Annotated in this window: 17 protein-coding genes; 13 read left to right on the forward strand and 4 right to left on the reverse strand. The window is 53.9% G+C overall.

What is annotated here, in order from left to right; translation table 11 throughout:
* Positions 1-51: 51 nt before the first annotated feature.
* Genes atoD through FDX09_RS18620 form a run of 4 tightly spaced genes read left to right on the forward strand, consistent with a single transcriptional unit; the run spans position 52 to position 3,898 of the window.
* Entirely contained in the window at positions 52-711 is a 660-nt protein-coding gene (gene atoD, locus FDX09_RS18605) for an acetate CoA-transferase subunit alpha (protein WP_069323408.1), read from the forward strand.
* Between the two features lie 2 nt (positions 712-713).
* Positions 714-1,364: a 3-oxoacid CoA-transferase subunit B gene (locus FDX09_RS18610; protein ID WP_038642222.1), complete on the forward strand. Its 651-nt coding sequence runs from the start codon at positions 714-716 to the stop codon at positions 1,362-1,364.
* Positions 1,361-2,683 carry a TIGR00366 family protein gene (locus FDX09_RS18615; protein WP_085047840.1) on the forward strand — a complete coding sequence of 441 codons (1,323 nt, stop codon included), beginning with the start codon at positions 1,361-1,363 and terminating at the stop codon, positions 2,681-2,683. Before FDX09_RS18610 ends, FDX09_RS18615 begins: the two co-directional genes overlap by 4 nt.
* A gap of 30 nt (positions 2,684-2,713) precedes the next feature.
* Positions 2,714-3,898: an acetyl-CoA C-acetyltransferase gene (locus FDX09_RS18620; RefSeq protein ID WP_137347679.1), complete on the forward strand. Its 1,185-nt coding sequence runs from the start codon at positions 2,714-2,716 to the stop codon at positions 3,896-3,898.
* A gap of 42 nt (positions 3,899-3,940) precedes the next feature.
* Here the strand turns inward: FDX09_RS18620 and gyrA are convergent, their stop codons facing one another.
* Entirely contained in the window at positions 3,941-6,577 is a 2,637-nt protein-coding gene (gyrA, locus tag FDX09_RS18625) for a DNA topoisomerase (ATP-hydrolyzing) subunit A (RefSeq protein WP_087857376.1), read from the reverse strand.
* 158 nt (positions 6,578-6,735) lie between these two features.
* On the opposite strand from gyrA, the gene ubiG reads away from it, so the two are divergent.
* From ubiG to yfaE, 4 genes are all read left to right on the forward strand, one after another.
* Positions 6,736-7,464, forward strand: coding sequence for a bifunctional 2-polyprenyl-6-hydroxyphenol methylase/3-demethylubiquinol 3-O-methyltransferase UbiG (gene ubiG, locus FDX09_RS18630; protein ID WP_038642230.1), 729 nt, complete (start codon positions 6,736-6,738; stop codon positions 7,462-7,464).
* A 420-nt stretch (positions 7,465-7,884) separates the two neighbouring features.
* A complete protein-coding gene (nrdA, locus tag FDX09_RS18635; RefSeq protein WP_085047838.1) occupies positions 7,885-10,170 on the forward strand; it encodes a class 1a ribonucleoside-diphosphate reductase subunit alpha in 2,286 nt (761 codons plus the stop codon).
* A gap of 111 nt (positions 10,171-10,281) precedes the next feature.
* Positions 10,282-11,412 (forward strand): class Ia ribonucleoside-diphosphate reductase subunit beta, encoded by a 1,131-nt coding sequence (nrdB, locus tag FDX09_RS18640; RefSeq protein ID WP_137347680.1) that lies wholly within the window; start codon positions 10,282-10,284, stop codon positions 11,410-11,412.
* A complete protein-coding gene (gene yfaE / locus FDX09_RS18645; RefSeq protein ID WP_038642236.1) occupies positions 11,412-11,666 on the forward strand; it encodes a ferredoxin-like diferric-tyrosyl radical cofactor maintenance protein YfaE in 255 nt (84 codons plus the stop codon). The genes nrdB and yfaE overlap by 1 nt, the downstream gene beginning before the upstream one ends.
* Before the next feature lie 3 nt (positions 11,667-11,669).
* Here yfaE and FDX09_RS18650 read toward each other — a convergent pair whose 3' ends face one another.
* Positions 11,670-12,860, reverse strand: a complete 1,191-nt coding sequence (locus FDX09_RS18650; protein WP_038642238.1) for an MFS transporter — start codon at positions 12,858-12,860, stop codon at positions 11,670-11,672.
* A 161-nt stretch (positions 12,861-13,021) separates the two neighbouring features.
* On the opposite strand from FDX09_RS18650, the gene FDX09_RS18655 reads away from it, so the two are divergent.
* Complete coding sequence (locus tag FDX09_RS18655; RefSeq protein ID WP_137347681.1) at positions 13,022-13,900, forward strand: LysR family transcriptional regulator; 879 nt, start codon at positions 13,022-13,024, stop codon at positions 13,898-13,900.
* A 60-nt stretch (positions 13,901-13,960) separates the two neighbouring features.
* On the opposite strand, the gene glpQ is transcribed toward FDX09_RS18655, so the two are convergent.
* Both glpQ and glpT read right to left on the reverse strand, forming a co-directional pair.
* Entirely contained in the window at positions 13,961-15,028 is a 1,068-nt protein-coding gene (glpQ, locus tag FDX09_RS18660; protein WP_038642242.1) for a glycerophosphodiester phosphodiesterase, read from the reverse strand.
* 3 nt (positions 15,029-15,031) lie between these two features.
* The gene (gene glpT, locus FDX09_RS18665; RefSeq protein ID WP_038642244.1) at positions 15,032-16,390 is read right to left on the reverse strand and encodes a glycerol-3-phosphate transporter; all 1,359 of its coding nucleotides are present in this window, start codon (positions 16,388-16,390) and stop codon (positions 15,032-15,034) included.
* Between the two features lie 270 nt (positions 16,391-16,660).
* Between glpT and glpA the strand changes: the two genes are divergently transcribed.
* From glpA to FDX09_RS18685, 4 genes are all read left to right on the forward strand, one after another.
* Entirely contained in the window at positions 16,661-18,289 is a 1,629-nt protein-coding gene (glpA, locus tag FDX09_RS18670; protein WP_038642246.1) for an anaerobic glycerol-3-phosphate dehydrogenase subunit A, read from the forward strand.
* Complete coding sequence (gene glpB, locus FDX09_RS18675) at positions 18,279-19,538, forward strand: glycerol-3-phosphate dehydrogenase subunit GlpB (RefSeq protein ID WP_137347682.1); 1,260 nt, start codon at positions 18,279-18,281, stop codon at positions 19,536-19,538. The genes glpA and glpB overlap by 11 nt, the downstream gene beginning before the upstream one ends.
* Positions 19,535-20,725, forward strand: coding sequence for an anaerobic glycerol-3-phosphate dehydrogenase subunit GlpC (gene glpC / locus FDX09_RS18680; protein ID WP_038642250.1), 1,191 nt, complete (start codon positions 19,535-19,537; stop codon positions 20,723-20,725). Before glpB ends, glpC begins: the two co-directional genes overlap by 4 nt.
* A gap of 183 nt (positions 20,726-20,908) precedes the next feature.
* Positions 20,909-21,544, forward strand: a complete 636-nt coding sequence (locus tag FDX09_RS18685) for an Rpn family recombination-promoting nuclease/putative transposase (protein ID WP_137347683.1) — start codon at positions 20,909-20,911, stop codon at positions 21,542-21,544.
* The last annotated feature ends 28 nt before the right edge of the window (positions 21,545-21,572 follow it).

Genomic DNA, 21,572 nt, shown 5'->3' on the forward strand with positions numbered 1-21,572 from the left:
CTTGCACTTCCCTGAGCGTACCCAAAATGGAGTATGCAAAAGGGAAACATAATGAAAACAAAACTGATTACCTTACAAGACGCTACAGGCTTCTTTCGTGACGGCATGACCATCATGGTCGGTGGTTTTATGGGGGTAGGCACACCGCCTCGCCTGGTTGAAGCCCTGCTGGAATCCGGCGTCAGAGATCTGACGCTGATTGCTAACGATACTGCATTTGTCGATACCGGTATCGGGCCACTGATCGTCAATGGGCGGGTGAGCAAAGTCATTGCCTCGCACATTGGCACCAACCCGGAAACCGGTCGTCGCATGATTGCCGGCGAGATGGACGTACAGTTGGTTCCACAAGGTACCCTGATCGAGCAAATTCGCTGCGGCGGCGCGGGTCTTGGTGGTTTTCTGACGCCTACCGGCGTTGGCACCATCGTGGAAGATGGTAAGCAGACCATCACGCTCGAGGGCAAAACCTGGCTTCTTGAACGCCCATTGCGCGCCGATTTAGCGCTTATTCGCGCCCATCGCTCTGACATGCTTGGCAACCTCACCTACCAGCTCAGCGCCCGAAACTTTAACCCTCTGATTGCTCTCGCCGCTGACATCACGCTGGTTGAACCGGATGAAATGGTTGAAACAGGCGAGCTGCAGCCTGACCAGATTGTTACCCCCGGCGCCGTTATCGACCATATCGTCATTCCACAGGAGAGCTAATCATGGATGCTAAACAACGTATTGCGCGCCGGGTGGCGCAAGAGCTTCGCGATGGCGATATCGTCAACTTAGGTATTGGCCTGCCAACCATGGTAGCCAACTACTTGCCTGCAGATATTCACATTACGCTGCAATCTGAGAATGGTTTTCTGGGACTGGGCCCAGTGACCACCGCGCATCCTGACCTGGTAAACGCGGGCGGCCAACCGTGCGGTATTTTGCCAGGCGCGGCGATGTTTGATAGCGCCATGTCGTTCGCGTTGATTCGCGGCGGTCACGTTGATGCCTGTGTATTGGGTGGGTTACAGGTCGATGAGCAGGCAAACCTTGCCAACTGGGTGGTTCCCGGCAAGATGGTGCCCGGCATGGGGGGCGCTATGGATCTGGTGACCGGTGCACGGAAAGTCATTATTGCCATGGAGCATTGCGCGAAAGACGGCTCAGCAAAAATCCTGCGGCAATGCACCATGCCGCTCACCGCGCAGCATGCTGTGCACATGCTGGTCACTGAACTTGCCGTATTCCGCTTTATTGACGGCAAAATGTGGCTGACTGAAATTGTCGAAGGATGTGATATCGCCACGCTGCGTGAAAAAACCGAAGCGCAGTTTGCTATTGCCGACGATCTGCTCATCCTGCGAGGTGACGCATGATTGGCCGCATCGCTCGCTTTATGACACGGGTGGTCAGCCGCTGGCTGCCCGACCCGCTGATTTTTGCCATGTTGTTAACATTGCTGACCTTCGGCATCGCGCTATGGTTAACGCCACAGACGCCCATCAGCATGGTGAAATTCTGGGGTGACGGTTTCTGGAACCTGCTGGCGTTTGGCATGCAGATGGCGCTAATCATCGTGACCGGCCATGCGTTAGCCAGTTCCGGGCCGGTGAAAAGCCTGCTGCGTACGGCGGCATCCGCTGCCAAAACCCCCGCTCAGGGCGTAATGCTGGTCACTTTTTTTGGTTCGGTTGCCTGCGTTATCAACTGGGGATTCGGTCTGGTGGTCGGGGCGATGTTCGCCCGCGAAGTCGCTCGTCGGGTACCGGGTTCCGATTATCCGTTACTGATTGCCTGCGCCTACATCGGCTTCCTGACCTGGGGCGGTGGTTTTTCCGGCTCAATGCCTTTATTGGCGGCAACGCCTGGCAACCCGGTCGAGCACATAGCGGGATTAATTCCCGTCGCGGACACCCTGTTCACCGGCTTCAATATCTTCATCACCGTGGCGCTGATTGTGGTAATGCCGTTCATCACGCGCATGATGACGCCAAAACCTGCAGATGTGGTGAGCATCGATCCGAAACTATTACTGGAAGAAGCTGATTTTCAGAAGAAGCTACCGCCAGACGCGCCGCCGTCGGAAAAACTGGAAGAAAGCCGCATTCTGGCACTGATCATCGGTGCATTAGGTATTGCCTATCTGGGCATCTACTTTGCCGAGAAAGGTTTCAACATCACTATCAATACCGTCAACCTGATGTTTATGATTGCCGGTCTGCTGCTGCATAAAACACCGATGGCCTATATGCGCGCCGTCAGCGCTGCCGCACGTAGCACCGCCGGGATTCTGGTGCAATTCCCCTTCTACGCCGGTATTCAGTTGATGATGGAGCACTCCGGTCTCGGCGGGCTTATTACCGAGTTTTTCATTAACGTCGCCAACAAAGATACCTTCCCGCTGATGACCTTCTTCAGTTCAGCGCTGATTAACTTTGCCGTGCCGTCCGGCGGCGGCCATTGGGTTATTCAGGGACCGTTCGTCATGCCTGCGGCGCAGGCGCTGGGTGCCGATCTTGGCAAATCAGTGATGGCCATCGCCTACGGGGAGCAGTGGATGAACATGGCACAACCATTCTGGGCGCTACCGGCTCTGGCCATCGCCGGGCTGGGCGTGCGCGACATTATGGGGTACTGCATCACCGCCCTGCTCTTCTCCGGCGTCATTTTTGTTATTGGATTGACCCTGTTCTGACGGCAACAACTTATTAAAAGGAACTGAAAAATGAAAAACTGTGTCATCGTCAGCGCGGCACGTACCGCAATCGGCAGTTTTAACGGCGCACTGGCAACAACGGGTGCCGTCGAGCTTGGAGCCACCGTCATTAGAGCCGCACTTGAGCGTGCTCACCTTGACCCTCAACGCGTGGACGAGGTGATTATGGGCAACGTGTTGCAGTCAGGACTCGGACAAAATCCGGCGCGTCAGGCATTGTTAAAAAGCGGCCTGTCCGACACCGTTTGCGGCTTTACCGTCAACAAAGTGTGCGGCTCGGGCCTGAAAAGCGTAGCGCTTGCCGCCCTCGCAATTAAGGCAGGACAAGCTCAGGCGATCGTGGCGGGAGGGATGGAAAACATGAGCCAGGCCCCCTACCTGTTAGACGCAAAGGCCCGCTGGGGATATCGTCTTGGTGATGGGCAATTGTCAGACGTTATTCTGCGCGACGGCCTGATCTGCGCCGAGCATGGGTACCACATGGGGATCACCGCAGAAAATGTCGCCAAAGAGTACGGCATCAGCCGCGAAATGCAGGATGAACTGGCACTGCAGTCACAACGTAAAGCCGTGGCTGCCATCACATCCGGCGCATTCGAGGCTGAAATCGTGCCCGTCAGCGTGTCGTCCCGTAAAAAAACCATCATCTTTGAGCGCGACGAGTTCCCCAAAGCTGACTCAACGGCGGAAGGGCTCGCCGCCTTACGCCCGGCCTTTGATAAAACAGGAACCGTCACCGCAGGCAACGCTTCGGGGATCAACGACGGTGCGGCGGCATTAGTGGTAATGGAAGAGTCTGCGGCACTGGCGGCAGGGCTGAAACCGCTGGCGCGGATCAAAGCCTGGGCCAGCGGCGGCGTGGCACCGGCGATGATGGGGATGGGGCCGGTTCCGGCCACGCAAAAAGCGCTACAGCTGAGCGGGCTGCAGCTGTCCGATATCGATCTTATCGAAGCCAACGAGGCATTTGCCGCGCAGTTTCTTGCCGTCGGCAAAACGCTGGGGTTCGATCCGCAAAAGGTTAACATCAACGGCGGGGCCATTGCGCTGGGACATCCTATTGGCGCCAGCGGCGCACGAATTCTGGTTACGCTGCTGCATGCGCTACAGGCACACGATCAAACGCTTGGGCTTGCCACGCTGTGCATTGGTGGCGGTCAGGGAATCGCAATGATTGTGGAACGCATGAATTAAAAAAAGGGCCGGATTTCTCCGGCCCTTTTCATAACATCTCAATTACTCGTCAGCGTCATCCGCTGCATCATCATCGGTTTCTGCTTCAGGCGCGATATCCTCGTCGCCCTCAGCGGCACTTCCGTCGATGGAGTCGAGTTCTTCATCATCAACCGGCTCAGCAACGCGTTGCAGACCCACGACGTTTTCATCTTCCGCAGTACGGATGAGGATCACGCCCTGGGTGTTACGCCCTACTACGCTGATTTCCGACACGCGAGTACGCACCAGCGTACCTGCATCGGTGATCATCATGATCTGGTCGGTATCTTCAACCTGTACTGCGCCAACAACAGAGCCGTTGCGCTCGGTCACTTTGATGGAGATAACGCCCTGAGTCGCACGAGACTTGGTCGGATACTCTTCTGCCGCGGTACGCTTACCGTAGCCGTTTTGCGTCACGGTCAGGATAGCGCCTTCGCCGCGCGGAATAATCAGAGAAACGACTTTGTCTTCGCCTGCCAGCTTGATACCGCGTACGCCGGTCGCGGTACGACCCATCGCACGAACGGCATCTTCTTTAAAGCGCACTACTTTACCCGCGGCAGAGAACAGCATGACTTCATCACTACCGGACGTCAGGTCAACACCAATCAGCTCGTCGCCTTCGTTCAGGTTAACCGCAATGATACCGGCGGAACGCGGACGGCTGAACTCGGTCAGCGCGGTTTTCTTCACGGTACCGCTGGCAGTCGCCATAAAGACGTTCACACCTTCTTCGTACTCGCGTACCGGCAAAATAGCGGTGATACGTTCGTTCGCTTCCAATGGCAGCAGGTTGACGATTGGACGTCCACGCGCGCCACGGCTGGCTTCCGGCAACTGATAAACCTTCATCCAGTACAAACGACCACGGCTGGAGAAGCAGAGGATCGTGTCATGGGTGTTGGCCACCAGCAGGCGGTCAATAAAGTCTTCTTCTTTAATACGTGCTGCTGATTTGCCTTTACCGCCACGACGCTGTGCTTCGTAATCGGTTAACGGCTGATATTTCACGTAGCCCTGATGAGACAAGGTCACGACAACATCTTCCTGGCTAATCAGATCTTCGATATTGATGTCAGCGCTGTTGGCGGTGATTTCGGTACGACGTTCGTCGCCGAACTGCTCGCGAATCAGCTCCATCTCTTCACGGATAACTTCCATCAGACGATCTGCGCTGCCCAGAATATGCAGCAGTTCAGCGATCTGCTCCAGCAGCTCTTTGTATTCGTCGAGCAGTTTTTCATGCTCAAGGCCGGTCAGTTTCTGCAAACGCAGATCCAGGATCGCCTGGGCCTGCTGTTCAGTCAGGTAGTACTGACCGTCACGCACGCCAAATTCCGGCTCCAGCCATTCAGGACGCGCGGCGTCATCACCGGCACGTTCCAGCATGGCGGACACGTTACCCAGTTCCCACGAACGTGCAACCAACGCAGCTTTCGCTTCTGCCGGGGTCGGCGCGCGACGGATCAGTTCAATGATTGGGTCAATGTTCGCCAGCGCAATCGCCAGCGCTTCAAGGATATGCGCACGGTCGCGGGCTTTACGCAGTTCAAAGATAGTACGACGCGTTACGACTTCACGACGGTGACGTACAAACGCGGCAATAATATCTTTCAGGTTCATGATCTTCGGCTGACCATGGTGCAGCGCAACCATGTTGATACCGAAAGAAACCTGCAGTTGGGTCTGGGAATAAAGGTTGTTCAGAACCACTTCCCCGACCGCATCGCGTTTCACTTCAATCACGATGCGCATACCGTCTTTATCAGACTCGTCACGCAGCGCGCTGATGCCTTCAACGCGTTTGTCTTTTACCAGCTCGGCGATTTTCTCGATCAGGCGCGCTTTGTTCACCTGATACGGAATTTCATGGACGATGATGGTTTCACGGCCGGTTTTGGCGTCGGCTTCGACTTCCGCGCGGGCGCGAATGTACACTTTGCCACGACCGGTACGGTAGGCTTCTTCGATACCACGACGACCGTTAATGATCGCGGCGGTCGGGAAGTCCGGACCCGGAATATGCTCCATCAGCCCTTCAATGCTGATGTCTTCATCGTCAATGTATGCCAGACAGCCGTTGATCACTTCCGTCAGGTTGTGCGGCGGAATGTTGGTTGCCATACCTACCGCGATACCGGACGAACCGTTCACCAGCAGGTTAGGAATTTTGGTCGGCATGACGTCAGGAATTTGTTCGGTGCCGTCGTAGTTATCGACGAAATCAACCGTTTCTTTTTCCAGGTCAGCCATCAGCTCATGGGCGATTTTCGACATACGGATTTCCGTATAACGCATCGCCGCTGCGGAGTCGCCATCGACAGAACCAAAGTTACCCTGACCATCTACCAGCATGTAACGCAAGGAGAATGGCTGCGCCATACGAACAATGGTGTCGTAAACGGCGGTATCACCATGAGGGTGGTATTTACCGATTACGTCACCAACGACACGGGCAGATTTTTTATAGGCTTTATTCCAGTCGTTGCCCAATACGTTCATGGCGTAAAGTACGCGACGGTGAACCGGTTTCAGGCCATCTCGGACGTCTGGCAGCGCACGGCCAACAATGACCGACATCGCATAATCCAGATATGAGCTCTTCAGCTCTTCCTCAATGTTGACCGGTGTAATTTCTCTCGCAAGGTCGCTCATCTAACCGCTATCCCTCTACTGTATCCCGGATTCAAAGGTCGCAAATTATAACACATTCGCACAGATTCAGGTAAATGGATTCCCCCTGACAGAGGCTTTATTCATCCCGTCAGGCTGATATACTCATTTGCATCGCAAATTTAGGAGTAGAAGCCCCAATGAATGCCGAAAAACCCCCGGTAAGCCACAACGTTGACCATGAAGAAATTGCCAAGTTTGAAGCAGTCGCGTCACGCTGGTGGGACCTTGAGGGGGAATTTAAGCCACTGCACCGCATTAACCCGCTGCGTCTGGGCTACATCACTGAGCGCTCAGGCGGTCTGTTTGGTAAAAAGGTACTCGACGTTGGCTGCGGCGGCGGCATTCTGGCGGAAAGTATGGCGCGCGAAGGCGCAACCGTCACGGGCCTGGATATGGGCTTTGAACCGTTACAGGTAGCAAAACTGCATGCGCTGGAGAGCGGTATCCAGGTCGAGTACGTCCAGGAAACCGTCGAAGAGCATGCGGAAAAACATGCGCACCAGTATGACGTGGTGACCTGCATGGAAATGCTGGAGCACGTGCCGGACCCGCAGTCGGTGGTCAGCGCCTGCGCCAGGCTGGTCAAACCGGGCGGCGAAGTGTTTTTCTCCACGCTTAACCGCAACGGCAAATCCTGGCTGATGGCCGTGGTCGGAGCGGAATATATTTTGCGCATGGTGCCGAAAGGCACGCATGATGTGAAAAAATTTATTAAGCCTGCAGAGTTATTACAGTGGGTAGATCAGACCGTGCTGAAAGAGCGTCATATGACCGGCCTGCACTACAACCCGATCACCAACAGCTTTAAACTCGGTCCGGGCGTAGATGTGAACTATATGGTCCATACCACTGCCAGCGTTGATTAACCGCTTCCTGTAGGCCGGATAAGGCGTCCAACGCTGCTATTCGGCATGCTGACAGGAACAGGGCCTGATGGCGCTTCGCTTATCAGGCCTACAATTCCTGTGCCAGATCATAAGAACTTTCTTCGCCTTAGATGAAGAAATCAGCACTCGATCAAATTTTCTATTTTTTTTCTCAATTATTGACATCCCCGCCAGGCCTTATAAGACGCGCACTTAGCGATTCTTACCCTTTTGCAACCTCAATTTAACGTCAAAATCAACTCTTGTGCTGAAAAGAATCCCTACTAGAATACTCACCATATAGCGTCTATTTTATCAAACAACCCCTACATATAGTATTTATCCACAGACTTAGTCACAACATGACTCTGTGGATAATATGGGGGATATTTTTTCTTTCACGGACAGGTAAAAAACCACATGAATCAGAGTCTGCTGGTGACAAAGCGTGATGGTAGTACAGAGCGCATCAATCTCGACAAAATCCACCGAGTTCTGGATTGGGCGGCAGAAGGACTGAATAACGTATCGATTTCTCAGGTCGAGCTGCGCTCTCATATTCAGTTTTATGACGGTATCAAAACGTCCGATATCCATGAGACGATCATCAAAGCAGCCGCCGACCTGATCTCCCGCGAGGCACCGGATTATCAGTACCTGGCTGCCCGCCTGGCCATTTTCCACCTGCGTAAAAAAGCCTACGGCGAGTTTGAACCGCCTGCACTTTACGACCATGTCGTGAAAATGGTTGAAATGGGCAAATACGACAATCATCTGCTGGAAGACTACACGGAAGAAGAGTTCAAGCAGATGGACTCGTTCATCGTACACGACCGTGATATGACCTTCTCCTATGCAGCGGTGAAGCAGTTAGAAGGTAAATATCTGGTGCAAAACCGTGTCACCGGTGAGATTTATGAAAGCGCGCAGTTCCTCTACATTCTGGTAGCGGCCTGCCTGTTCTCTAACTATCCACGTGAAACGCGTCTGCAATATGTAAAACGTTTCTACGATGCCGTTTCAACGTTCAAAATTTCTCTGCCGACGCCAATTATGTCCGGCGTGCGTACCCCAACCCGCCAGTTCAGCTCCTGCGTACTGATCGAGTGCGGCGACAGCCTGGATTCCATCAACGCCACCTCCAGCGCTATCGTGAAATATGTTTCTCAGCGCGCCGGTATCGGTATCAACGCCGGCCGCATCCGTGCGCTGGGTAGCCCGATTCGTGGCGGTGAAGCGTTCCACACTGGCTGTATTCCGTTCTACAAGCACTTCCAGACCGCGGTGAAATCCTGCTCGCAAGGCGGCGTGCGCGGCGGTGCGGCCACCCTGTTCTACCCGATGTGGCATCTGGAAGTCGAAAGCCTGCTGGTGCTGAAAAACAACCGCGGCGTTGAAGGCAACCGCGTGCGTCATATGGACTACGGCGTGCAGATCAACAAGCTGATGTATACCCGTCTGCTGAAAGGCGGCGACATCACCCTGTTCAGCCCGTCCGACGTCCCGGGCCTGTATGATGCGTTCTTCGCCGACCAGGACGAGTTCGAACGACTGTACACCCAATATGAAAACGACGACAGCATCCGTAAACAGCGCGTGAAAGCGGTTGAACTTTTCTCCCTGATGATGCAGGAACGTGCCTCTACCGGCCGTATCTACATTCAGAACGTTGACCACTGCAACACCCACAGCCCGTTTGATCCGGTTGTTGCGCCGGTGCGCCAGTCCAACCTGTGTCTGGAAATCGCCCTGCCGACCAAACCACTGACCGACGTGAACGACGAAAACGGCGAAATTGCGCTGTGTACGCTATCCGCATTTAACCTGGGTGCTATCAACAGTCTGGACGAGCTGGAAGAGCTGGCCGTACTGGCGGTACGCGCGCTGGATGCGCTGCTGGATTATCAGGATTACCCAATCCCGGCCGCCAAACGCGGCGCAATGGGCCGTCGTACGCTGGGTATTGGCGTCATCAACTACGCCTACTGGCTGGCGAAAAACGGTAAGCGTTATTCTGACGGTAGCGCCAATAACCTGACTCACCAAACCTTCGAAGCCATTCAGTATTACCTGCTGAAAGCCTCTAACGAGCTGGCAAAAGAGCAAGGCGCGTGCCCGTGGTTTAACGAAACCACTTACTCCCAGGGTATTTTACCGATCGATACCTATAAAAAAGACCTTGATGCTATCTCTGACGAGCCGCTGCATCTGGACTGGGAGCAGCTTCGCGAGTCCATCAAGACGCACGGCCTGCGTAACTCCACGCTCTCTGCGCTGATGCCGTCGGAAACCTCTTCGCAGATCTCTAATGCGACCAACGGTATTGAACCACCGCGCGGCTACGTGAGCATCAAAGCGTCTAAAGATGGGATTCTGCGTCAGGTCGTGCCGGACTACGAACACTTGCACGACGCCTACGAACTGCTGTGGGAAATGCCGAGCAACGACGGTTATCTGCAACTGGTAGGTATCATGCAGAAGTTTATCGATCAGTCGATTTCCGCCAACACCAACTATGATCCGACGCGTTTCCCATCAGGAAAAGTGCCGATGCAGCAGTTGCTGAAAGACCTGCTCACCGCCTACAAATTTGGCGTCAAAACGCTGTATTATCAGAACACCCGCGATGGCGCGGAAGATACTCAGGACGATCTGGTGCCGTCCATTCAGGACGATGGCTGCGAAAGCGGCGCATGTAAGATCTGATGAATATTGCCGGGTGGCGCTACGCTTACCCGGCCTACGATTGCACGGTTTGTAGGCCGGATAAGGTGTTTGTACCGCATCCGGCGCTCATCCCACAAAGGATTCACATTAATGGCATACACCACTTTTTCACAGACGAAAAATGATCAGCTTCTGGAACCGATGTTCTTCGGCCAGCCGGTGAACGTCGCCCGCTACGATCAGCAAAAATATGACATCTTCGAAAAACTGATCGAAAAGCAGCTCTCTTTCTTCTGGCGTCCGGAAGAGGTCGATGTTTCCCGCGATCGCATCGACTTCCAGGCGCTGCCGGAGCATGAAAAGCATATATTCATCAGCAACCTGAAGTATCAGACGCTGCTGGACTCCATTCAGGGACGTAGCCCGAACGTCGCGCTGCTGCCGTTAATCTCGATTCCTGAACTGGAAACCTGGGTCGAAACGTGGGCGTTTTCTGAAACGATCCACTCGCGTTCTTACACCCATATCATCCGTAACATCGTCAACGATCCGGCGGTGGTGTTTGACGATATCGTCACCAACGAGCAGATCCAGAAGCGCGCGGAAGGCATTTCCAGCTACTATGACGAATTGATCGAGATGACCAGCTATTGGCATCTTCTCGGCGAAGGCACCCATAGCGTTAATGGCAAAACGGTTGTCGTGAATCTGCGTGAGCTGAAGAAAAAGCTGTACCTGTGCCTGATGAGCGTGAACGCGCTGGAAGCCATTCGCTTCTACGTCAGCTTCGCCTGCTCCTTCGCCTTCGCCGAACGTGAACTGATGGAAGGCAACGCGAAAATTATTCGTCTGATCGCCCGCGACGAAGCCCTGCATCTGACCGGTACACAGCACATGCTGAACCTGCTGCGCAGCGGTGTAGACGACCCAGAGATGGCGGAAATCGCAGAAGAGTGTAAGCAAGAGTGCTATGACCTGTTCGTGCAGGCCGCGCTGCAAGAGAAAGAGTGGGCGGACTATCTGTTCCGTGACGGTTCGATGATCGGTCTGAACAAAGATATTCTGTGCCAGTACGTTGAGTACATCACCAACATTCGTATGCAGGCTGTTGGGCTGGATCTGCCGTTCCGGACGCGTTCTAACCCGATCCCATGGATCAACACCTGGCTGGTGTCCGATAACGTACAGGTTGCGCCGCAGGAAGTGGAAGTCAGCTCTTATCTGGTCGGCCAGATCGACTCCGAGGTTGATACCGACGATCTGAGTAACTTCCAGCTCTAATGGGCCGCGTTACTCTGCGCATCTCTGGCACACAGCTGCTGTGCCAGGATGAACACCCCTCCCTGCTTGCCGCACTCGAATCGCACAATGTTGAAGTCGAATACCAGTGTCGTGAGGGTTACTGTGGTTCCTGCCGTACCCGCCTGGTGGCGGGACAGGTGGACTGGATCGCCGAGCCTCTGGCCTTTATTCAGCCGGGCGAAATATTGCCCTGCTGTTGCCGGGCAAAAGGCGATATTGAAATCGAGCTGTAACGGTTAGTGCACTTCGTGTGCGCTAACTAACGGCATCGCCCCGCGGCGCTTCATCTGCGCAATGTACAGCGCCCCGGCTAAAACCACCAGCAGCGCCCCTACCAGATAAATCGCCCGATAGCCCACGCCCTCGACCATCATCCCCATAATGAACGCGCCGATCGCCATTCCCGCATCCATCGCATTGAAGAAAAGCGAATTGGCGATGCCAATTTTATGCGGCTCCACCGAGCTAATAATTTGTGTCTGGAATACCGGCGTGACGGAACCGTAACCAATGCCGATTAATCCCCCGGCAATAATCATCATGATACTGCCGTTGGTGTAGCCAAGCGCCACCAGTCCGATGGTAAAGGCCAGCAAACACGGATATACCACGTATTTCGGCCCCTTTTTATCACAAATATTGCCGGTAAAGGTTCGACAGATCATCAGACAAATGGCGTAGCACAACAGGAAATTACTGGCGGCGGCCATCAGATCCAACTCGCGCGCATACAGCGCAAGAAAAGCAGAAACACCCGCATAGGAGAAAGTCATGAAAAACGTCACCATCGCGAAAGGCAGCGCTGCGCGATCAAACATTGCCGCAAATCCCAGCTTCGGTTTTGAGCCGTCGGCATGACGGATGACCGGCGGTACGGCGACGATCAATGACAGGATAATACCCAGTACGGCAACCGCGCTACACAGCCAGAATGCGGTGGTAAAAGCTTCCCAGCGTGCCATATTCAGCCCTACCCACGGCCCCACAACCATTGCCAGCCCCATGGCCAACGAGAAAAAACTGATGCCCTCCCCACGTCGGGAGGCCGGTATCAGCCGCGCGGAAATCGTTCCTTTTACCGTGGTAATGACGCCAAACGTCACTCCATGAAGCACCCGAATAAACAGCAGCGATTCAATTGAGTGGCAAACAGGATACAGCGCAGTGACAACCAAAAAGGCCAGAGAAGAGAGCACCAGAATCGTTTTATTCGAATATTTCCCCACCCATTGCCCGGCGAACGGACGCACAACAATTGCGGCACCTAAAAAGAAGGTGACCAATAAGCCGGCTTTATCTGGCGTGGCGTGCAGGCGATCCGAAATATAGATCGGTAATAACGTGAGCAGGACATAAAACACAAAGAATATAATGAAGCTAATTATCGTGATTGCCCAAAAATCTTTCGTCCACAGTTTTTCTTTCATATTCGACAGCCTGTCCAGACGGCGCACGCAGGCAACGCTCAGCTCAACTGAGCAACGGAGAGGTGCGTCAAAATGTGATTTATACGGTAGACCGCAAGTGTAAACAGATTCATCATATTAGAGAAATTAATCGTTTTAATATTGTTAATTAGAGGGAGCTAATGACATTAACCCAGATCCACGCCCTGCTTACCGTGCTTGAATGCGGCGGTTTTACCGAAGCCAGTAAGCGGTTGTATATGACCCAATCCGCTGTAAGCCAGGCCATTTCGGCGCTTGAAGAAGAGTTGGGAGTCGAATGTCTTATCCGCGAGCGCCGTAAAGACATTCAGCTCACCCCGGTTGGAAGGCGGATCGTTCCGCACCTGCGCATGATCGTTGCAGAAACCAACGCGGTGAAAGAAATTGCCGAGCAGGAGCGAAAAAACCCAGCCCGAACCCTGCGCATCGGCTGCTTTCCCAGTGCCTGCGCCTGCATTTTACCGGGCATTATCCACCACTTCGAGCAGCATCATCCGCACATCAAAATCATTCCCTTCGAAGAGAACAGCACGGCGATCGTTGATTCCCTGCGCAGTGGGGACATTGATGCCGGATTTGTGCATTTTCCGGTGAGCGGCATGTACTGCGTACCGGTCTATCGCGATAAATTTACCGTTGTAGTTCCCGAAAGCCATCCTCTGGCAGCCCATACCGCGGTTACGGTTGAACAACTGGTGGGAGAACCGCTGATTATCAGTAAAGGTCGCTATGAATTAAGCATCATGACGCTATTTAAAGAGAAAGGTATCGAGCCGGTTATTAAATACGAATTTAACCATCCGGATACCGCGATGAGTTTTATTCGTCAGGGGCTGGGTATTGCGTTATTACCGGAGTTAACGCTGAAAGCCGTTGGCGGGGAGATACGCTCGGTGGCGCTGGAGCCGACGTTCTATCGACAGATATCGTTACTGGCAAAAGAGCCGCCGGTGGACGGCAGCCCTTTATTTCTCCTGCAGGCTTGTATGGAAATGTTGACAGCAGACGGCCTTATCTAACAGTTTATAACGTTATCCAATAAGGCCTGTGACCGGAGGTGCATCACAGGCCTTGTGCCATTACTCTTTATTCAGGAATTTCACTGCTTTGTCGGGGAAGTCGGTGAACAACCCGTCAACGCCCGCCTTGTTATACAGAATGTCATACAGCTGGTTTACGTCAGTGGTGTAATCCGGTAGCTGATCGGCACGAACAGTATAAGGATGCACCACCATCTTGTTCTGATGCGCGTCCTGAACCATGCCAGTTAACGAGATATTGCCTTTTTTCGACTTCTCATCAACCAGCATGTGGTAGTCCGGCCCAATGCCGTCCGCATACTGCGCCACCTGCTTCATGGCACCCGGTTTAAACATCCAGTCATAGTTGTAATTAACCCAACTACCGTCCGGCTTTTTCTCCTGGGTTTCATTCCAGTCAGTGTACGCAATCAACTGCACCAGATTGAGATCCATCCCCATCTTTGGTTCCAGTTCGTTTTTAATGCGCTTTAACTCCGCGACATCAAAACACTGTAGGTAAACCTTGTCGTTTTTGCTGGTATACCCATACTTTTTCAGCACTTCCAGCGTTTTCGCTGCGATGTCTTTCCCTTCCTGGTGATGGAACCACGGCGCCTTCATTTCCGGGTAAATGCCGATGTTTTTACCGGTTGAATGATTCAGTCCCTGAACGAACTCAATCTCTTCTTCGAAAGTGTGCACGCGGAAATCAGATTTACCCATCGGGAAGCGCCCAGGGTAAGTCTGTACCTTTTTGCCATTCTCGATATCAAAGCCTTCGGTAAATTTCAGCGATTTGATCTCGTCCAGCGTAAAGTCGATGGCGTAATAACGTCCATCTTTACGCGCACGATTCGGAAAACGCTCAGCGACATCGGTGACGCGGTCCAGATAGTGGTCATGCAGGACGACCAGATGGTCATCCTTGGTCATTACCAAATCCTGCTCCAGATAATCCGCGCCCTGAGCATAGGCCATCGCTTTCGCGGGCAGCGTATGCTCCGGTAAATAACCGCTTGCCCCACGATGCGCAATCACGATTTTATCGGCGGCGACCGCCGCACTGCTAACGACCATACCAGCCAGCATCAGCGCCACGCTGAGACTTTTCAATGTGGTTTTCATTAATTAGCCCCCGTTACGTTTCAGCTGTACTTCTTCGTGGTGACGTTTTTCGCCAATCATGACGACCACCAGCAGAATGACCGCCAGCACGCTACCGCCAATCATCACCATAAAGCCGCCGTCCCAGCCGAAGAAGTCAACGGTGTAGCCGACAATGGCGCTCGCCGCCACAGAACCGCCGAGATAACCGAACAGTCCGGTAAAGCCTGCCGCCGTGCCCGCCGCTTTTTTCGGCGCCAGTTCCAGCGCGTGCAGACCGATCAACATGACCGGGCCGTAGATCAGGAAGCCGATGATAATCATACAAGCCATATCAACGTTCGGGTTACCTGCCGGGTTCATCCAGTAAACGATGGTCGCGATAGTCACCAGCGTCATAAAGAACACGCCGGTCGCGCCACGGTTGCCACGGAAGACTTTATCCGACATCCAACCACACAGCAGCGTGCCTGGAATACCCGCGTATTCATACAGGAAGTAGGCCCAGGATGATTTATCGAGTGCGAAATGCTTCACTTCTTTCAGGTAGGTTGGTGACCAGTCCAGGATGCCGTAGCGCAGCAGATAAACGAACACGTTGGCGATAGCGATGTACCACAACAGTTTGTTTGGCAGTACGTACTGCATGAAGATCTGCTTGGCGGTCAGCTCTTCTTCGGCTTTCTCGTTGTAATCGTCCGGGTAGTCGTTCTTATACTCTTCGATAGGCGGCAGACCGCAAGACTGCGGCGTATCGCGCATCATCGCAAAGGCGAACAGCGCAACCACAATCGCACCGAAAGCAGGCATATACAGCGCCGCTTTCCAGTCATTGAACCAGGCCATACCGAGCAGGAACAGCAGAGGAGGCAGACCGCCGCCCACGTTGTGCGCACAGTTCCAGACGGAAACAATGCCGCCACGTTCTTTCTGCGACCACCAGTGCACCATGGTACGGCCACACGGCGGCCACCCCATCCCCTGGAACCATCCGCAGAGGAACAGCAGCACAAACATAATCGCAATGCTCGATGTCGCCCACGGCACAAAGCCCATAAACAACATCACTGCGGCAGCCAGAATCAAACCTGCTGGCAGGAAAACGCGCGGATTCGAGCGATCCGAAACGGACCCCATGATGAATTTCGAAAATCCGTAAGCAATGGAGATACCGGACAAGGCAAAACCCAGATCGCCGCGAGAGAAACCCTGCTCAACCAGATATGGCATCGCCAGGGCAAAGTTCTTACGTACCAGATAGTACGCGGCATAACCAAAGAAAATCCCCAGGAAAATCTGCCAACGCAATCGACGATATGTCGGATCGATCTCCGTAGCAGGCAAACGCGCCTTATGTGGCGCTGGTTTAAAAATACTCAACATAGCGTAGCCTCCGTGGCCGTCTTTCATTCGAAGTAAACACTGCAGTTCGTCATTACTACCCTACCGCTTCCAGTGTGGCCGCGATGTTAAGGAAAGATACCTAACAAAAATGTGAAACGCAGCACAAATTGTTACAGATTTATGACAAATGTTCATAAAGGCGCACGAAATCACGTTTCATTTTCGAATAATGAGCGATTATGCGCGAAATCAAACAATTCATGTTTTTTATGTGGCTAAATGATAAAAAACGAACTGTGAGGAAAAACAATGAAAACTCGCGACTCGCAAACTAGTGACGTGATTATCATTGGCGGAGGAGCAACAGGTGCAGGGATCGCACGCGACTGTGCGCTGCGCGGGTTGCGCGTCATCTTAGTGGAACGCCACGATATCGCCACGGGCGCGACCGGACGTAACCATGGCCTGCTGCACAGCGGTGCGCGCTACGCCGTCACCGACGCTGAATCTGCCCGTGAGTGCATCAGCGAAAACCAGATTCTGAAACGTATCGCCCGTCATTGCGTTGAGCCGACGGACGGTCTGTTTATTACCCTGCCGGAGGATGAGCTCTCCTTCCAGGCTACCTTCATTCGCGCCTGTGAAGAGGCCGGTATTCGCGCAGAAGCGATTGACCCTCAGCAGGCGCGCATTATCGAACCCTCCGTCAACCCACAGCTGATTGGCGCGGTCAAAGTGCCGGACGGTACGGTCGATCCCTTCCGCTTAACCGCCGCCAACATGCTGGATGCGCGTGAGCATGGCGCAGTTATCTTAACGGCCCATGAAGTGACGGGGCTGATTCGCGAAGGGACAACGGTTTGCGGCGTTAACGTGCGCAATCATCTGACGGGTGAGATGCAGTCCCTGCATGCGCCGGTGGTGGTGAATGCCGCCGGGATCTGGGGCCAGCGCATTGCCGAATATGCCGATCTGAGTATCCGGATGTTCCCGGCCAAAGGATCGCTGCTGATTATGGATCATCGCATAAACCAGCATGTCATTAACCGCTGCCGTAAACCCTCTGACGCCGATATTCTGGTGCCTGGCGATACCATTTCGCTCATTGGCACCACCTCGCAGCACATTGATTACGACGATATCGACAGCAACCGCGTCACCGCAGAAGAGGTCGATATTCTGCTGCGCGAAGGTGAGAAACTGGCGCCGATTATGGCGAAAACACGCATTTTACGCGCCTACTCCGGTGTGCGACCGCTGGTCGCCAGCGACGACGATCCAAGCGGTCGTAACGTCAGCCGCGGTATTGTGCTGTTCGATCACGCTGAACGTGACGGACTGGATGGGTTTATCACCATTACCGGCGGCAAACTGATGACCTACCGTCTGATGGCGGAATGGGCCACCGATGCCGTTTGCCGTAAGCTGGGCAATTCTCAACCTTGCACCACCGCAGACACCGCGCTGCCCGGCTCGCAGGAATCCACCGAGCACACGCTGAAACGCGTAATTTCGTTGCCCGCGCCGTTGCGCGGTTCGGCGGTCTACCGTCACGGCGATCGCACCCCGGCGTGGCTTAGCGAAGGTCGTCAGCACCGTAGCCTGGTCTGTGAATGTGAAGCGGTCACTGCGGGCGAAGTGCAATACGCCGTCGAGAATTTAACCGTCAACAGCCTGCTGGATTTGCGTCGCCGTACCCGCGTTGGTATGGGGACCTGCCAGGGCGAATTGTGCGCCTGCCGCGCCGCAGGTTTGCTGCAACGTTTTAATGTCACCACCGCTGCGCAATCTATTACCCAGCTTTCCGATTTCCTCAACGAGCGCTGGAAAGGCGTGCAGCCTATCGCCTGGGGCGACGCGCTGCGCGAAAGCGAATTCACGCGCTGGGTCTATCAGGGATTGTGCGGTCTGGAAAAGGAGCACCAGGATGAAATTTGATACCGTCATTATCGGCGGCGGCCTGGCAGGACTGCTGTGCGGCCTGCAACTGCAAAAAAGCGGGTTGCGCTGTACGATTGTCACGCGCGGCCAAAGCGCCTTGCATTTTTCCTCCGGCTCACTGGATTTGCTCAGCAACTTGCCCGATGGTCAACCGGTGATGGAGATAGAAGCCGGTCTGAATGCGCTGCGTACTCAGGCGCCCACGCATCCGTATAGCATCATCGGAACACAGAACGTGCTGGATCTTGCCCAGCAGGCGCAGGATCTGCTGGAAGAATGCAGAACGCATTTGCAGGGCAAAGTACACCAGTCACATCAACGCGTAACCCCGTTGGGAACCCTGCGCTCAACCTGGTTAAGTTCCCCAGAAGTTCCGGTGTGGCCACTGTCCGCACAGCGTATCTGCGTTGTCGGTATCAGCGGTTTACTGGATTTTCAGGCGCATCTCGCCGCGGCCTCGCTGCGCCAGCGCAATCTCAGCGTCGAGACGGCGGAAATCGATCTGCCTGAACTGGATGTCCTGCGTGATAATCCAACCGAGTTTCGCGCTGTCAATATTGCGCGCCTGCTGGACAACGAAGATAAATGGTCGCTGCTCTATGATGCTTTACTGCCACTGGCAAAAACCTGCGACATGATTATTATGCCAGCCTGTTTCGGCCTGGCGGATGAGCGCCTTTGGCACTGGCTTCACGAGCGCCTTCCCTGCTCGTTGACGCTGTTACCGACTCTACCGCCTTCGGTACTGGGTATGCGTCTGCACAACAAATTACAGCGCCAGTTTGTACGCCAGGGCGGTGTCTGGATGCCGGGTGATGAAGTGAAGAAAATCACCTGTCAGGATGGCGTCGTCAGTGAAGTCTGGACCCGTAACCATGCCGATATCCCGTTGCGTCCACGCTTCGCCGTGCTCGCCAGCGGCAGCTTTTTTAGCAGCGGTCTGGTCGCCACGCGCGAGGCCATTCACGAACCGATCCTCGGACTGGATGTACAGCAAACCGCCACCCGCGCCGAGTGGTATCAGCGTGATGTCTTCGATCCGCAACCGTGGCAACAGTTTGGCGTCACAACCGATGCCACTTTGCGCCCGTCGCTGGCGGGGAAAACGGTAGAGAACATGTATGCCATCGGTTCTGTTCTCGGTGGTTTTGACCCTATTGCCGAGGGTTGCGGAGGCGGCGTATGTGCAGTCAGCGCCTTACACGCCGCACATGACATTGCGAAACGTGCAGGAGGACAGCAATGAGCGACACACGTTTTGAAAGTTGTATCAAGTGCACGGTGTGCACCACCGCCTGCCCGGTAAGCCGCGTCAATCCGGGCTACCCTGGCCCAAAACAGGCCGGACCGGACGGCGAGCGTCTGCGTCTGAAAGATGGCGCGTTATACGACGATGCGCTGAAATACTGCATCAACTGTAAGCGCTGCGAAGTAGCATGTCCGTCAGATGTGAAAATTGGCGATATCATCCAGCGTGCGCGCGCCAAATATGACACTACGCGTCCATCGCTGCGTAATTTTGTTTTAAGCCATACGGATTTAATGGGAAGTGTATCCACCCCGTTCGCGCCGATAGTGAATACCGCCACCTCGCTGAAACCGGTACGCCAGTTGCTGGACTACGCGCTGAAAATCGACCATCGCCGTACGCTGCCGAAATACTCCTTTGGTACGTTCCGTCGCTGGTATCGCAGCGTTGCCGCACAGCAGGCACAGTATCCGGAGCAGGTCGCCTTTTTCCACGGCTGTTTTGTTAATTACAACCATCCGCAACTCGGCAAAGACCTGATCAAGGTCCTGAACGCCATGGGAACCGGCGTACAGCTGCTGAGCAAAGAGAAATGCTGCGGCGTACCGCTGATCGCCAACGGCTTTACCGATAAAGCGCGCAAGCAGGCGGTCAGCAACGTGGCCTCGCTCAGGGAAGCAATTGACGGGAAAGGTATTCCGGTGATCGCCACCTCATCAACCTGTACCTTTGCACTCCGCGATGAGTACCCGGAAGTGCTGGACGTCGACAACACCGGCCTGCGCGAACATATTGAGCTGGCGACCCGCTGGCTGTGGCGCAAGCTGGATGAAGGCAAAACGTTGCCGCTGAAGACGCTACCGCTGAAAGTGGTCTATCACACGCCTTGCCATATGGAGAAAATGGGCTGGACGCTCTACACGCTGGAGCTGCTGCGCCAAATTCCGGGACTGGAGCTGACGGTATTAGATTCTCAGTGTTGCGGAATCGCCGGAACATACGGCTTTAAAAAGGAAAACTACCCGACGTCACAATCGATTGGCGCACCGTTATTCCGCCAGATTGAAGAAAGCGGTGCCGATATCGTTGTCACCGACTGTGAAACCTGTAAATGGCAGATAGAGATGTCTACAAGCCTTCGCTGTGAACATCCGATCACCCTGCTTGCCAAAGCATTAGGTTAACTCTGTTGCCCGGTGGCGTTTGTTACCGGGCATTTTTGCGTACTCTGTTCCGCCTATCTGAATACGTTGCAATCGGGCGTATTTATCTCTGATTCACTCACGCAAATAGCCAAATCCCCCAATGCAGCTCTGATTAAAAGTGAGTACCGTCATGCCATCTTCTCCTTCAGGTGACGGACTACCATGGATGAATCAACCACCGCTACACCGCATGATGCCGTTTTTAAGAAGATAATGTCTTACCCTGAGATGGCTCGGGATTTTCTGGATATTCACCTTCCTCCAGCATTACGTGAAATGTGCGATTTGCAAACGCTGAAGCTGGCACGACAACTGTATTCAGAGGCTTTCCCGCTGGTGGACATCACCGTAATACCGGACGATGAGATTGCGCAGCATCGGCGCGTCGCGTTGCTTGAATTAATGCAAAAACATATTCGCGATCGTGATTTGATGGGGATGGCGGACCGTCTGGTCTCGCTTTTAGTTACAAGCACCGCTAATGACAGCCAACTGCAAACGCTATTAAATTACCTGCTACGATACGGCAATGTTTCTCACGTCAGCGCATTTATTCATGAGGTTGCCGAACGTTCCCCCCATCACAAGGAGAGGTTGATGACGATCGCAGAGAGGCTAAGACAAGAAGGCCACCACCATGGCCTACAAGAAGGGATACAGCAAGGATTAGAACAGGGAGTGCAAAAAGGTACGCAAGAAGAAGCCTTACGTATCGCTCGCATGATGCTGGAAAATGGAATTGATCATAATTTGGTTCAGTTAATTACCGGGCTATTGCCTGGCGATGTTACAGAGTGAGTCAGGTTGGGAAGGTTTGTAGCCTTCC

This window comes from Citrobacter sp. wls717 (genome assembly GCF_005280955.1).
In the GTDB taxonomy this organism is placed as follows: domain Bacteria; phylum Pseudomonadota; class Gammaproteobacteria; order Enterobacterales; family Enterobacteriaceae; genus Citrobacter; species Citrobacter werkmanii.